The organism is Streptomyces liliiviolaceus (assembly GCF_018070025.1).
Lineage (GTDB): Bacteria > Actinomycetota > Actinomycetes > Streptomycetales > Streptomycetaceae > Streptomyces > Streptomyces liliiviolaceus.
The window spans coordinates 5,900,471-5,913,788 of the sequence record NZ_JAGPYQ010000001.1 but is presented as its reverse complement, the minus strand read 5'-3'; the positions used below and the strand labels follow the sequence as shown (position 1 = coordinate 5,913,788).

Annotated in this window: 14 protein-coding genes; 4 read left to right on the top strand and 10 right to left on the bottom strand. The window is 70.5% G+C overall.

Translation table 11 applies throughout. The features are described from left to right. Window positions 1–6 precede the first annotated feature (6 nt). Both J8N05_RS25785 and J8N05_RS25780 read right to left on the bottom strand, forming a co-directional pair. Window positions 7–1,770 (bottom strand): hybrid sensor histidine kinase/response regulator, encoded by a 1,764-nt coding sequence (locus J8N05_RS25785; protein WP_247706483.1) that lies wholly within the window; start codon window positions 1,768–1,770, stop codon window positions 7–9. Window positions 1,771–1,778: 8 nt separating this feature from the next. Beyond that, window positions 1,779–2,453, bottom strand: coding sequence for a response regulator transcription factor (locus J8N05_RS25780; RefSeq protein WP_210886503.1), 675 nt, complete (start codon window positions 2,451–2,453; stop codon window positions 1,779–1,781). Between the two features lie 71 nt (window positions 2,454–2,524). Here J8N05_RS25780 and J8N05_RS25775 point away from each other — a divergent pair, with 71 nt between their 5' ends. Further along, window positions 2,525–2,887 carry a hypothetical protein gene (locus J8N05_RS25775; protein ID WP_210886502.1) on the top strand — a complete coding sequence of 121 codons (363 nt, stop codon included), beginning with the start codon at window positions 2,525–2,527 and terminating at the stop codon, window positions 2,885–2,887. A gap of 71 nt (window positions 2,888–2,958) precedes the next feature. Here the strand turns inward: J8N05_RS25775 and J8N05_RS25770 are convergent, their stop codons facing one another. Then, entirely contained in the window at window positions 2,959–3,225 is a 267-nt protein-coding gene (locus J8N05_RS25770; RefSeq protein WP_210886501.1) for a hypothetical protein, read from the bottom strand. A gap of 314 nt (window positions 3,226–3,539) precedes the next feature. Between J8N05_RS25770 and J8N05_RS25765 the strand changes: the two genes are divergently transcribed. Then, a complete protein-coding gene (locus tag J8N05_RS25765) occupies window positions 3,540–3,848 on the top strand; it encodes a GNAT family N-acetyltransferase (RefSeq protein ID WP_210886500.1) in 309 nt (102 codons plus the stop codon). Window positions 3,849–3,869: 21 nt separating this feature from the next. On the opposite strand, the gene J8N05_RS25760 is transcribed toward J8N05_RS25765, so the two are convergent. After that, complete coding sequence (locus J8N05_RS25760) at window positions 3,870–4,895, bottom strand: LLM class flavin-dependent oxidoreductase (protein WP_210886499.1); 1,026 nt, start codon at window positions 4,893–4,895, stop codon at window positions 3,870–3,872. A 59-nt stretch (window positions 4,896–4,954) separates the two neighbouring features. Next, window positions 4,955–5,362, bottom strand: coding sequence for a DUF5997 family protein (locus J8N05_RS25755; protein ID WP_210886498.1), 408 nt, complete (start codon window positions 5,360–5,362; stop codon window positions 4,955–4,957). Window positions 5,363–5,399: 37 nt separating this feature from the next. On the opposite strand from J8N05_RS25755, the gene J8N05_RS25750 reads away from it, so the two are divergent. Next, window positions 5,400–6,152 (top strand): LysR substrate-binding domain-containing protein, encoded by a 753-nt coding sequence (locus J8N05_RS25750; protein WP_210886496.1) that lies wholly within the window; start codon window positions 5,400–5,402, stop codon window positions 6,150–6,152. Between the two features lie 53 nt (window positions 6,153–6,205). Here the strand turns inward: J8N05_RS25750 and J8N05_RS25745 are convergent, their stop codons facing one another. Both J8N05_RS25745 and J8N05_RS25740 read right to left on the bottom strand, forming a co-directional pair. Then, entirely contained in the window at window positions 6,206–6,814 is a 609-nt protein-coding gene (locus J8N05_RS25745) for a TetR/AcrR family transcriptional regulator (RefSeq protein ID WP_210886494.1), read from the bottom strand. A 47-nt stretch (window positions 6,815–6,861) separates the two neighbouring features. After that, on the bottom strand, window positions 6,862–8,925 hold the full coding sequence (locus J8N05_RS25740) for a discoidin domain-containing protein (protein WP_210886492.1): 2,064 nt from the start codon (window positions 8,923–8,925) through the stop codon (window positions 6,862–6,864). Between the two features lie 386 nt (window positions 8,926–9,311). Here J8N05_RS25740 and J8N05_RS25735 point away from each other — a divergent pair, with 386 nt between their 5' ends. Continuing rightward, window positions 9,312–9,974: an NUDIX domain-containing protein gene (locus J8N05_RS25735; protein ID WP_210890379.1), complete on the top strand. Its 663-nt coding sequence runs from the start codon at window positions 9,312–9,314 to the stop codon at window positions 9,972–9,974. Between the two features lie 30 nt (window positions 9,975–10,004). On the opposite strand, the gene J8N05_RS25730 is transcribed toward J8N05_RS25735, so the two are convergent. From J8N05_RS25730 to sthA, 3 genes are all read right to left on the bottom strand, one after another. Continuing rightward, window positions 10,005–10,838 (bottom strand): sulfite exporter TauE/SafE family protein, encoded by an 834-nt coding sequence (locus tag J8N05_RS25730; protein ID WP_210886490.1) that lies wholly within the window; start codon window positions 10,836–10,838, stop codon window positions 10,005–10,007. Between the two features lie 111 nt (window positions 10,839–10,949). Beyond that, complete coding sequence (locus tag J8N05_RS25725; protein WP_189768828.1) at window positions 10,950–11,570, bottom strand: L-threonylcarbamoyladenylate synthase; 621 nt, start codon at window positions 11,568–11,570, stop codon at window positions 10,950–10,952. Between the two features lie 143 nt (window positions 11,571–11,713). After that, window positions 11,714–13,117: a Si-specific NAD(P)(+) transhydrogenase gene (gene sthA, locus J8N05_RS25720; RefSeq protein WP_210886488.1), complete on the bottom strand. Its 1,404-nt coding sequence runs from the start codon at window positions 13,115–13,117 to the stop codon at window positions 11,714–11,716. Between the last annotated feature and the right edge of the window lie 201 nt (window positions 13,118–13,318).

Below are 13,318 nucleotides of genomic sequence, written 5' to 3'. Positions count from 1 at the left end.
GGACCGTCAGGCCTCCAGGAGGTCCAGCAGGTCCGCGAGCGGCAGGGGTTTCGCCAGGTGGGCGTCGAATCCGGCCTCGCGGGACAGCGTACGGTCGGTGCCGCGGCTGAAGCCGGAGACCGCGATGAGACGCAGCGAGGCACCCTGCGGGCGCGAGCGCACGGCACGGGCCACCTGGTAGCCGTCCATGTCGGGCAGCCCGAGATCGCACACGACGACGTCGAAGAGATGGCCCTCGGTCGCGGTGACGGCGTCCGCGCCCGTGTGGACGACCGTGACGTGATGCCCCTGGCGGTCCAGCAGCGTGCGGTAGGTCGCTGCGAGATCCGTGTTGTCCTCGACGATCAGCACGGCCAGCTGCCTGCGCCCGCGGCGGGCCGTCACGGGCCGGGCCGGCGGCGGGGCGCCGTCGGACGCGGCCAGCGGCAGCACGGCGGTGAACGAGGCTCCGGTGCCGGGACCGTCACTGTGCGCGGAGATCCGGCCTCCGTGCAGATCGAGGATGGTGCGCACCACCGACAGGCCGAGGCCGAGGCCCTCGGGGGTCTGCGGACCGGCCGGCGCGGCCCGCATGAACACCCCGAACAGCTCCTCGGCCTGCCCGGGGTCGAAACCGATCCCGTCGTCCTGGACGGTGAGCCGCGCCCGGCCCTCCCCGGCCGACAGGTCTATGGCCGTACGGCCGCCCGGCTGCGTGTACTTGAGCGAGTTGGACAGCAGGTTGGTCAGCACCTGGGCCAGCCGCAGCCGGTCGCCGTCGACGAGCACCGGGTGGTCGGGCAGCCGGATCTCCAGCACGCGCCCCTCGTGCCCGAACAGGCCACGGATGTCGGCGCAGGCGCTCTCGACGGCCGAGCGCAGGTCCATCCGCTCGGGCACCAGCTCCAGCCGGCCGGTCACCGCGCGGGTGCCGTCCAGCAGGTCGTTGCTCATCCGGGCCAGGATGCCGAGCTGCCGTTCCAGGACGGACAGCGCGGGATGGCCACCGGGCATGTCGAGCCTCAGCAGCTCGGTCGCCGCGGTGGCGGCGGCCAGCGGATTGCGCAGCTCGTGCGAGAGCGTCGCGATGAACCGGTCCTTGGCGCGCTGCTCCTCCCGCAACCGGTGTCCCGCCGCGTCGAGGTCGCCGTTGAGCCGCCGCAACTGCTCGTTGACCTCGCGGATCTCCCGTGCGCGGACGAACAGGTCGATCTCCATGCTCTCCGCGCGGGTCCGCGCCTCCGCGGCGGCCCGCTCCTTCTCGTGTCCGGCCTGTCGCACCAGCACGAACTCGGTGACGTCCTCGACCCGGTGGATGATGTGCGACACCCGGCCCCCGGCGTCCAGGACCGGAGTGTTGACCGGGCTCCACCAGCGTTCGACGAACCCGGTCCCGTCGCCGGTGCCCTCGTCCGCCGGGATGTCGTACCGCTGCAGCGCCATGGTGTCGGTACGTGCCGTGCCCACCACCGTCTCCAGCGACCGGCGCAGGTTGGCGACGCCGTCGGCCTCGGGATCGGCCGGGTTGTCGGGGAACACGTCGAAGACGGGGCGTCCGACGATGTCCCGCCCTCTGCCGGTGGCCGCGAGATAGGCGCGGTTGACCTCCACGATGACGAAGTCCGGCGTCAGGATGAGCAACGGGGAGAGCGCGAAGTCGAAGAGCTGCCGGAAATCCGGCACGGTGTACGGGCCGCCCGGCGGACCGCTGGATGGATCGTCCGGTGGGTTGCTCGACGGGTTGCCCGGCGGATCGCCGGACGGGTTGCTCGGCGGACTGGTCGTGGACACGGCGGCTCTCAGGGGTCGAGGCGGTACCCGTAGCCGCGCACCGTGGTGATCCTCGGGGCGGGCACGGGGAGTCGGGCGAGTTTTCCGCGCAGCCGGTACACGTGCTCGATCACGGTGGCGGACGGCTGCCAGGACGCGCCCCAGATCTGCTCCAGCAACTGCTCGGCGGAGAAGACGCGGCCGGGGGAGCGCGCGAGGAGTTCCAGGAGGGCGTACTCCTTGGGACGCAGGGTCAGGGCGACGCCCGCACCGCTCGCCAGACACGCGGCCGTGTCGATGCGCAGCGAGCCCACGTCGAGGACGGCCGGGATCTCCGGAGGCCGGCACCTGCGCAGTACGGCCCCGATCCGGGCCACCAGCTCGCGCTGCGAGAACGGTTTGACGAGATAGTCGTCCGCGCCGATCTCCAGCCCGGCCACCCGGTCCGTCTCGTGGCCGCGTCCGCTGACGACGATCACCGGCAGCCGGCTGATGGCGCGCAGGGCCCGCAGCAGTTCGAGTCCGCTGCCGTCGGGAAGCCCCAGGTCGAGGACGACCAGATCCACACCGCCGTCGTACATGACGGCCTTGCCGGCCCGGGCGTCCATGGCCCAGGTGACCGTGAAGCCCTCACGTTCCAGATGGGAACGGCACATCAGTGCGAAGTCGGTGTCGTCGTCGATCAGTGCGAGATGCGGACGCAACTGTCATCACCCGGCCCCACTGCCACCCGCTCGTTGTCTCGCTGGTGAGCGGGCGTTGATGCCCCGACCATGTGGCGAAGGTAGAACAGTGGGCACCCGCGGTTCAAGGGGGAGCCGCACGGGGGGAGTTCCGGCACGGGCTCGTGCGGCGCGGGGAGCGCACACACCGCCGCACCAGTCCGGGCCGGGACAGGGCCGTCGACGGGGCCGGGCCGTACGACGGGAACGGTCCGGTCGCCGTGGAACCGCGCGGTGACATCGACCCGGCCTGTGCGGCCCGGCTACGCACCTGGCTGGACCCGATGGTCGTCCTGCGTGCGTCGGCGTACGCCATCGACCTGCGTGCCGTCTCCCTCACGGACATCACGGATGTCACGGACAGCACGGACGGCACCGGTCTGAACATGTTCGTACGTTTCCGACGGCGGCCCTGACCGGGGCCACCGGAACAAGCGTCGGGGAACGGTCGTCACGACCGTTCCCCGAGCGGCGGCGCTACGGTCCGTCAGCGCCCGAAGTGGTGACGGCCCCCGTACTGGGAGCCGTGGTTCTCGCCCTCCCAGTGGGACGCCGCGCAGCCGTTGCCGTAGTAGGCGTGGCCGTCACCGGCGCCCGAGAACACGCCGCACGCGCGGAAGTCGCCCTCGTAGCGGCTGTCGTTGCGGCCATCGTTGTGGCGCTCGTCGTGGTCGTCGGCGATCGCCGCGCCGGCACTGCCCAGGATCGCGGTGGCGGCGAAGACGCCGGCGGCAAGGATGGTACGCACACGCATGGTTGCTCCCTGATGGAGAAGTGATGGACGGACGAGCGGGAGATCCGGCCACGCGGATCGCGTGGCCTCGCCGCTCCTAGGCCCATGCTCAGCGCCGCAAGTACCGTCCGCGCGCATTCATCCACCAAACGTGGGCGCCCCGCGGGAGCGAGGGGTCCCGGTCGGCCGCCCGCCCCGCCCCGCCCGCTCGTGTACGGGCAGGTCAACAGGGGTGTACCGGGATGGTCTCGGCCACGCGTGGGTTAGGGTCGTGACCTTGATCGACCCTAGGCACGCGCTGTAGGCACGGGCTGTACGCACGCAAGGAGAAGGACATGGCGGTGGAGGTGACCGACGCGCCCGGGGCGCGGCGTTACGAGGCACGGCTCGACGGAGCGCCCGAGGTCGTGGGGTACGCGGAGTACATCCGTACGACCGAGCTCATCGCGTTCGTGCACACCGAGGTGAGCCCGGAGTGCGAGGGCAAGGGCGTCGGTTCCGCGCTGGTCCGGGTCTCCCTCGACGAGGCCCGCGCCGCCGGTCTGCGGGTGCTGGCCACCTGCCCCTTCTACGCCGGCTGGATCGCCCGCCACCCCGAGTACGCCGACCTGCAGTACCAGGCGCGCAGCAGGGTCAGCGACTGAGGCAGGCCGGGGAGAGGCCCGCTACCCCTGGGCCGACGGCCGCCAGCCCAGTGCCGGGCCGAGCCGGGTGGCGATGTCGGTGAGGATCTGGACGTAGTCCGCGTGCCCGAAGGTGAACGGCAGCGCGAACGCGACCTCGTCGATCTCCCTGAACGCGGCCTGGGCGTACAGCCGTTCGGCGATCTCGGCGGAGGTCCCGACGAGATCGGGCGCGAACATCATGCGCGCGGGACCGTGGGTCGTCGTCGTACGCGGAGTGCGCTTCTCGACGTACGCCTCGTACTTCGCGCGCTGCTCGGCGGTGGCGCTGTCGGTGGGGATGACGACGAGCCCCTGGGAGACGCGGGCGCGCTCGCCGTCGGGGTGATGGGCGCGGAAGGCCCGTACGTGGGACAGCTGGATCTCGGCGAAGTCCTCGGACTCCTCCGCCTTCACGACACTGCTGGTCAGGAAGTTCATACCGTGCTCACCCGCCCACCGCGCCGACCGCAGGCTGCCGCCGCCGTACCAGAGCCGGCCGCCCAGCCCGGCCGCGTGCGGCTGGACGCGGTCCGAGAACACCTCGAACCCCTCGACGCCGCTGAAGTCGGTGGCCGGTTTGCCGCGTACGAAGTCCAGCAGCCGGGACACCCGGTCGTAGCCGAAGTCCTCGGTGTCGGCCGTGTCCGGGTACAGCGCGTCCTTGACCTGGTCGAAGTGCATCGGCGGGCCGACGCTGACGCCCGGATTGAGGCGGCCCCCGGACAGGAGGTCGACCGTGGCCAGGTCCTCGGCGAGGCGCAGCGGGTTCTCCCAGCCCAGCGGGATGACCGCGGTGCCCAGCTCGATCCGGCTGGTGCGCTGCGAGGCCGCCGCGAGGACGGCCACGGGGGAGGAGATCCCGTACTGGAGATGCCGGTGGCGCAGCCACGCGCTGTCGAAGCCCAGTCGCTCGCCGAGTTCGATGATCTCCAGCGTGGACTCGTGGCCCGCGCGGGGATCGGCGTCGTCGAACAGGCCGATGGTCAGGAAGCCCAGCTTCCGCAACGGTTGTGTGGGCAGCGGCACGGGGCTCCTCCGACGTCCGGTACGCGTTCTACGGGTACTGCACTGCTACGGCCCGACCGCTACCGCTCGGCCTTCTTGTCCTTGAGTTCCTTGATGCGCGCCGTCTCCTTGCGGACCTCGGCCTGGGTGGCGCGCTCCTTCTGGAGCCACTCCGGGGAGTCCGCCTTCAACGCCTCGATCTCGTCCGTGGTGAGGGCGTCCGTCACCCCGCCGCGGGCGAGCCCGGAGATGGAGACACCGAGCTTGGCGGCGACTACCGGCCGGGGGTGCGGCCCGGTGCGCCGCAGCTCCCGCAGCCACTCGGGCGGATCGGCCTGGAGCGCGGTCAGCTCGGAACGCGAGACGACACCTTCCTGGAACTCGGCGGGTGTGGCCTCTAGGTACACACCCAGCTTCTTCGCCGCGGTCGCGGGCTTCATCGTCTGGGTGTTCTCGTGCGACGTCATAACCGCAAGGGTATCGAGCATGTGAACCAGCGCCGACCACGGCGGGTAACCTGGCCAGGTGACAGGCTCGGAAGAATCCCCTTCGTTCCGGCTCGCGTATGTCCCGGGAGTGACGCCCAGCAAATGGGTGCGGATCTGGAACGAGCGGCTGCCCGACGTCCCCCTGACGCTCCACGCGATGTCCGTCGGCGACGCCCTCGACGCGCTGCGCGGCGGCGCCGCCGACGCGGGTCTGGTCCGGCTGCCGGTCGGCGGTACGGACCTCAGCGCGATCCCCCTCTACGCCGAGACGACCGTGGTCGTCGTCCCCAAGGACCACGTCGTGGCCGCGGTGGACGAGGTGAGCGCCGAGGACCTGGCGGACGACATCGTGCTGCACCCCCTCGACGACACCCTCGACTGGGAGCGCCTGCCGGGCCGCCCCGCGATCGAGCGCCCCGCCACGACGGCCGACGCGGTCGACCTGGTGGCGGCGGGAGTGGGGCTCCTCGTCGTTCCGCAGTCGATCGCCCGCCTCCACCACCGCAAGGACCTCACGTACCGGCCGGTGACGGACGCCCCCGAGTCACGGGTGGCCCTGTCGTGGCCGGAGGAGCGGACCACCGACCTGGTGGAGGACTTCATCGGCATCGTCCGGGGCCGGACCGTCAACAGCTCCCGAGGCCGTACCCAGCCCGCAGCCGAGCCGAAGGCAGCTCGCCCCCCGGCCAAGGCCACCCCCCGACGCAAGCCGGCGGCGGGCCGATCCAAGGGTGCCAAGAACACCAAGAACACGAAGGGCGCCAAGCGAGGCAAGCCCCGAGGCCGCTGAGCCCCGTAAGGGGCGCGGGGAACCGCGCGACCAGCCCTCACCGGCCCGCAGGTTCATACGACCTCGTCGGTGTCCCGTACGAGCCCGGCCACGTGGTCGGTGATCGTGTCGAGGATGTCCGCCCACGCCGAATCGTCCCCGAGCACCAGGAAGTTGAGCGTCAGCCCGTCGGTCATGGCCGCCAGATAGCGCGCCAGCACCGGCACGGGCACGCGCAGCACGAAGTCCATGTCACGGCTGAGCTGTTCGACCAGTTCCGCGTAGGTCTCGAAGTACAACTCGTACTGCCGCCGCGCCAGATGCTCGAACCCCGGCTGCCGCAGGGCGTACTGCGTCAGCTCGTACGTGAGCATGTGCTCGCCCGGGTGCGCGGACACATGGTCCCAGTAGGCCCGGAAGCCGGCCGCGACGGTCTCCCGCAGGGTCGCCCTCGGCCGGATCGCCTCGCGCACCACCGTGACGGAGTGACCGGTGATCGTCTCGATGACGGACTCGATCAGCGCCTGCTTGGAGTCGAAGCAGTAGTGGAAGACGCTCAGTGACACGCCCGCCTCGGCCGCGATGGACCGGGTCGTCGTCCTGGGGACGCCGTCCCGGGTCATCGCGCGGATGGCCGCCTCGGTGAGCTGACGGCGCCGCTCGGCCGACGGCTTCCGTGCCATGAGGTCCCTTTCCCGCCTGCTCGTTCCGGGTGGGTCACCGGTGGGCGTCAGCTGCTGTGGACGCCCACCTCGTACAGGGAGTAACCCCAGTCCGTACCGCGGTCCAGCCCGTGGATCCGCACATAGCGGGCGGGTGTGCCGGAGAACCTGGCCGTGTCCAGGCCGCCGTCCCCGGCGGTGGTGGACCACACGGACTGCCAGTCCGTGCCGTTGGTGGAGACCTCCACGCGGTACGACTTCGCGTAGGCGCGCTCCCAGTCGAGGGTGACACGCCTGACCGTGCTGGTGGAACCGAGGTCGATCCGCAGCCACTGGTCGTCGCTCCAGTCGCTGGCCCAGCGGGTGCCCGTGTCACCGTCCACGGCCCGGCCGGGCGCGTAACTGGTGAAGATGCTCGACTCCGACGAACTGGCCGACGCGGGCGCGCCCTTGGCGAGGTTCACCCCCGCCTCGTGCCGCTCCGCCGCACCCCAGGTGTCGAGGTAGGACTCGGCGCCCCGGAACAGGTCGTCCACGACACTCTGGCCCGCGACCAGCCGGATGTCCTCGATCCAGTCCGGTACGAGTCCGTAGTGGGCGGCCCCGTCGGTGTTGATGTCCCAGGTGCGCTGCCCGGTGGTCTGCCGGTCGAGCACGGCGGTGCCGTCGGTGCTGCGGAACGGGTACCGAACGGGGTTCGGGGCGTCCGCGCCGCGCGGGGCGGGCCAGCCTCCGACACCGTTCATGTCGGTGCCGTAGCCGTAGCCCACGTCGTACTTGTCGCGCAGGGCCTTCGTCCGCGCGGCCTCCGCGCCGAACTGCTCGGAGCCGTGCATGTACTGGGCGATGAACCCGCCGAGCCGGTAGACCCGCTCGGTCCAGTTCAGGTCCATCCAGCTGTGCGAGGAGATCACGCCGGGGTAGGACTCGGCCTCGAAGATGTCGAGGGCGCGGCCGGTGGCCTTGACGCCCATGTGGTCGATCTCCAGCATCATCTTGCGCTTCATCAGCCCGCGCACGGCGTACTCGCCGAGATCGGTGAGCCCGCGCTTGTTGCACTGCGCGTCCTCGTCGTACGTCGGTACGTCGACCCCCGCGGGCAGTTCCTTCTCGGCGCCCGGCGCCGCCGCGCCCCCGATGGGGTTGTCGTGCTGCGGGCCGGTGCACTTCTCCGTCTGCCAGAAGGTGCCCGTCGACAGGAACTGACCGACGTTGATCGCCGTACCGAGGCCGCCTTCGTCGAACCTGACCCCGCACAGGGCGTTGTCGAACTTGTGGCACAGGAACATGCTGCGCACACCGAGGTCGTACAGCTCGTCGAGACCGGCGTCGATGTCGGCCTTGTCGCACTGCGCGATGTCCAGGATCTGCTTGCAGCCGAACGGCTCGGACGTCTCCACGCCCAGGACGACGGCGAGTCTGCCCTGCTGGGCGACCTCGCGGGCCTGCGCGCTGTCGGTGACGATCCTGAACCAGCCCTTGCCCGGGCCGCCGTACATGGCGTCGATGTAGTCCTGCATGTCGTACGTCAGCTTCGCCTGCAGCCGGATCGAGGTCATCTCGTCGCAGCTGCGGTCCTTGAAGGGGTAGACCGAGCAGATCACGCCGTTGGTGACGAGGTCGTTGACGAGTACGCGCTGGCCGCCGCGCCAGGCCCGCTCGACCCAGGCGTAGTAGTTCTGCTGGTGGGTCAGCGAGTCATGGGCCGGCCAGTCCTTGAACGTGGGCCAGCCGTCCGGGTCGTGCTTGCCGTCGCCGCCGTTGGTGATGAAGTCGAAGAGGGCCAGCGAGCCGTCGGGGTAGTGCTCGGGACAGTCCTTGAGGGCGTCGGCGACGCCCGCCTTCGAGAAGGACTTGCCGCAGATGAGCCGCCCGCCGAACGCCTCGTTGGCCATGATGTGGTTGTGCGCGTCGACGAACCCGCGCACCTCGCCCTGGGAGTTCGTGCCCTTGAAGGGCTCCCCGGTGACGTTGATCTGCGAGTCGGGCGCGGGCCGCGCGGTCGGGTCCCACCAGTCCGTCCCGGCGGCGGAACTGGGCGTGGGCCCGAGCGCCATGGCCATCACGACGAGCAGCAGCGACAGGACCGTGAGAGGCCGGCGCCGGTGGAGAGGCTGTCGGGTCACGAACATCACCCACGTCTTCGGTCGACGACACGCTGCTTGTCATGACTCCTGCAAACGCTTGGGGATGAGAATCCCGACTGCGGAGAGGAGAGTCAAGAGTCCGGGACGCTTGACCTGATGGATCGTCGGGTCTCCGTTGGCCGGGTCGGCTGCGGGCCGGCGGGGGCGGGCTGCACGGTAGGGGCGCGGGGAACTGCGCGACCAGCCCCCACCGGCTCGCACGTACGAACCTCTTGCAGGAACGCGGCGACAGGTCGACGGCCCGACCGTCGGCGGCCCCGCTGATCAATGACACGCCTGACAGGGGCGTGACCGGGATGGTAGAAGCAGGACATGACCACTTGTTCCACCCGTACTTCTCCCACCCGTACCTCCTCCCCGGCCGGTGCACGATGACCGCGGGCATCGACACCCCGGACCGCAGGGGCCGTACCGGACTCGACCGGGTCGGCCTCGACCTGACGGGGAACCCCCGGGTCAAGGTGCGGGACGTGACCCTGCTGTCCTGCCACTGGTACGTGGAGCGCACCACGACGTTCGACCTCCAGCTCGCCGACGGCACCTGGTCCACCCAGGAGCGCGAGACGCACGACCGCGGCAACGGCGCCACGATCCTGCTGTACGACACGGAACGCGAGACCGTGCTGCTCACCCGGCAGTTCCGCTATCCCGTGTACGTCAACGGACACCCCGACGGCATGCTCGTCGAGACACCGGGCGGTCTGCTCGACGATGACGACGAGCACCCCGAGGTCGCCGTACGACGCGAGGTCATCGAGGAGACCGGGCACACGATCGGCGAGGTCGAGCGGGTCTTCGACGTCTACATGAGCCCGGGCTCGGTCACCGAGCGCGTCACCTTCTACGCCGCCTCCTACGGACCGTCCACCCGCACCCACGAGGGCGGCGGACTGGACGAGGAGGGCGAGGACATCGAGACCGTCGAACTGCCCTTCAGGGAGGCCCTCGGCATGATCCGTACGGGCGCGATCGCCGACGCCAAGACCATCATGCTGTTGCAGTGGGCGGCACTGGAGGGACCGTTCAGCAAGTGAGCCCAGTCGTCCCGTAGGCGCGCGCGGCGGTCAGCGCAGCAGCAGTTGGACGAGCGCGACCGTGCCGATCGTCACGATGAGGACGCGCAGGACCAGCGGGCTGAAGCGGCGGCCGACCGCGGCGCCGAGCTGCCCGCCGATCGCGGAGCCGACGGCGATCAGCGCGACGGCCGTCCAGTCGAAGTCGGCGACGAAGAGGAAGAAGGTCGCGGCGACGGTGTTGACGACGGCGACGAGGACGTTCTTGACGGCGGTGAGGCGTTGCATCGTCTCGTCCAGGAGCACCCCCATCAAAGACATGTAGATGATCCCCTGCGCCGCCGCGAAGTAGCCGCCGTAGACGCTCGCGAGGGTCAGTCCGACGAACAGCGACGGGCCGCCGTCCCGGTGGCGCGGCCCGTCCTTGAGGGGCGCGGGGAACTGCGCGACCGGCCCTCGTGGACCCGCAGCCGATGAACGCTCCGACGAAGGATCCGCCGCGCGGCGGCGCAAGCGCTTCGTGATCAGCGGCTGGAACGCGACCAGGACGAGCGCAAGACCCACCACGACCGGCACGATCTTCTCGAACGCCGTCGCGGGCAGCGCCAGCAGCAGCACGGCCCCCGTGAAGCCGCCCAGCAGCGCACCGACGCTCAGCCTGAGGATGCGCCGCCGCTGACCGCGCAACTCCTTGCGGTAGCCGAACGCTCCGCTGACGGCGCCGGGGACCAGACCGAGCGCGTTCGAGACCGTCGCGGTGACGGGAGACAGACCGGTGGCGAGCAGCACGGGAAAGGTGATCAGGGTCCCGGAGCCGACCACGGTGTTGACCGCGCCCGCACCCATGCCCGCCGCGAACACCGCGACGGCCTCCCACGGCGTCACGCGACGCCCCGCCGCACAGTGATGGTCATGAAGCCGACGTTAGACGGCCGACGGTTCGGCGGGCGCCGCAGCATGGCACGCGGCGGCGCCGTGCCGCGGACGGGCCGCGGGTCACTCGAACCGTGAGACGTCGCCGGCTCCCTTGCGGACGATCTCGGCCTCGCCGCTGGAGAAGTCGATGACCGTCGTCGGCTCGGTGCCGCAGTCGCCGGAGTCGATCACCGCGTCGACGGAGTGGTCGAGGCGTTCCTTGATCTCCCAGCCCTGGGTCATCGGCTCCTCCTCGTCCGGCAGGAGGAGCGTGCTGGACAGCAGCGGCTCACCGAGCTCGGCGAGCAGGGCCTGGGCGACCACGTGGTCGGGGATGCGGACCCCGACGGTCTTCTTCTTCGGGTGCAGCAGCTTGCGCGGGACCTCCCTGGTCGCGGGGAGGATGAAGGTGTAGCTGCCGGGCGTCGAAGCCTTGATGGCACGGAACACGTCGTTGTCGACCTGCACGAACTGGCCGAGCTGCGCGAAGTTCTGGCACACCAGCGTGAAGTGGTGACGGTCGTCGAGCCGGCGGATGGAGCGGATCCGGTCGATACCGTCACGACTGCCCAGCTGGCACCCCAGCGCGAAGCAGGAGTCCGTGGGATAGACGACGAGCGCACCCGCGCGAATGGAGTCGGCGACCTGGGTGATGGTGCGCGCCTGAGGATTCTCGGGATGAACATCGAAGTACTTTGCCACGCTGTGAGCTTATGCCCCTCGGGCCTCCGGCCCGTCAGGGGCGCGGGGCTGTGACACTTGCGGCTGCGCCGCAGGGCGCGGGTGACCCCCACCGGCCGGCACCGGACATCGAACCGCACCCGGCGCCGGCGAGGGGCGCCTGATCAGTCCCGGAGCCGGTCGATCTGCCGGATCTTGTTCGTCGCGTCGAGCGCGGCGACCTTGTAGGACTCCGCGAGCGTCGGATAGTTGAAGACCGCGTCGACCAGATAGTCGACCGTCCCGCCGCAGCCCATCACCGACTGCCCGATGTGGATCAGCTCCGTGGCACCCGTACCGAAGCAGTGCACGCCCAGCAGTCTCCGGTCGTCGGGGGAGACGAGCAGCTTGAGCATGCCGTGCGAGTCGCCGATGATCTGGCCCCGGGCCAGTTCGCGGTAGCGGGAGATGCCGACCTCGAACGGCACGCGTTCCTCGGTGAGCTGGTCCTCGGTCTTCCCGATGAAACTGATCTCCGGGATCGTGTAGATGCCGATCGGCTGGAGGTCGTGCATCCGGGCCACCGGCTCGCCGCACGCGTGGTACGCCGCCGTACGCCCCTGTTCCATCGAGGTCGCCGCGAGTGCCGGGAAGCCGATGACGTCACCGACCGCGTAGATGTGCGGCACCTCGGTGCGGTAGTGCTCGTCCACCTTGATCCGGCCGCGCTTGTCGGCCGACAGGCCGGCCTTGTCGAGGTCGAGGTCGTCGGTGAGGCCCTGCCGGCCCGCGGAGTACATCACGGCGTCCGCGGGGATCTTCTTGCCGCTCTCCAGGACGGTGAGCGTGCCCCGCGCGTGACGCTCGACCGCGGCGACCGTCTCGCCGAAACGGAAGGTGACGGCCAGGTCCCTGAGGTGGTACTTCAGCGACTCGATCACCTCGACGTCGCAGAAGTCGAGCATTCCGGGTCGCTGTTCGACCACGGTGATCTTGCTGCCGAGGGCGGCGAACATGGAGGCGTACTCCATGCCGATCACGCCGGCCCCGACGATGACCATGGAACGCGGCACCCGCTCCAGGTTGAGAACGTTGTCGGAGTCCAGGACCGTCAGCTCGTCGAACTCGACGGTCGCGGGCCTGGCGGGCCGGGTGCCGGTCGCGATGACGATGTTGTCCGCGGTCAGCAGCTTCTCGTTGCCGGTCACTTCGCGCAGGGAGACGGTGTGGTCGTCCACGAAGCGGCCGGTGCCGGCGAACAGGGAGACGTGGTTGCGGGAGAGCTGGCTGCGGATGACGTCGACCTCGCGGCCGACCACGTGCTGGGTGCGCGCGGTCAGGTCGGCGACGGTGATGTCCTCCTTCAGCCGGTAGCTCTGGCCGTACAGGTCCCGTTGGGTGAGACCGGTGAGATAGAGGACCGCCTCGCGCAGGGTCTTCGAGGGGATGGTCCCGGTGTGGATGGAGACCCCTCCGACCATGTCGGGGCTGTCTACGATGGCGACCCGGCGGCCGAGCTTTGCCGCGGCGATGGCGGCCTTCTGGCCGCCCGGGCCGGATCCGATGACGAGGAAGTCGAAGTCGCGCACCACCAGAGTCTGTCAGCCGCGGCTGCCCCCCGAAAGGGTGAGTTGCCCTCCGGGCGGGGGGAGGGGGGTGCGGTTGTGTTTGTACCGCGGGCCGGTGGGGGTCGCCCGCGCAGTTCCCCGCGCCCCTGGCCCCCCCCAGGGGCGCGGGGAACTGCGCGGCCAGCCCTCACCGGCCCGCACCCGACACACAACCCCCCCGCC

Bases quoted from the DNA above. Each gene is read 5' to 3' on its own strand.
- J8N05_RS25770 (WP_210886501.1), bottom strand. From the start codon at position 3,225: ATGCGTGTGCGTACCATCCTTGCCGCCGGCGTCTTCGCCGCCACCGCG.
- J8N05_RS25765 (WP_210886500.1), top strand. From the start codon at position 3,540: ATGGCGGTGGAGGTGACCGACGCGCCCGGGGCGCGGCGTTACGAGGCA.
- J8N05_RS25755 (WP_210886498.1), bottom strand. From the start codon at position 5,362: ATGCTCGATACCCTTGCGGTTATGACGTCGCACGAGAACACCCAGACG.
- J8N05_RS25745 (WP_210886494.1), bottom strand. From the start codon at position 6,814: ATGGCACGGAAGCCGTCGGCCGAGCGGCGCCGTCAGCTCACCGAGGCG.
- J8N05_RS25740 (WP_210886492.1), bottom strand. From the start codon at position 8,925: ATGTTCGTGACCCGACAGCCTCTCCACCGGCGCCGGCCTCTCACGGTC.
- J8N05_RS25735 (WP_210890379.1), top strand. From the start codon at position 9,312: ATGACCGCGGGCATCGACACCCCGGACCGCAGGGGCCGTACCGGACTC.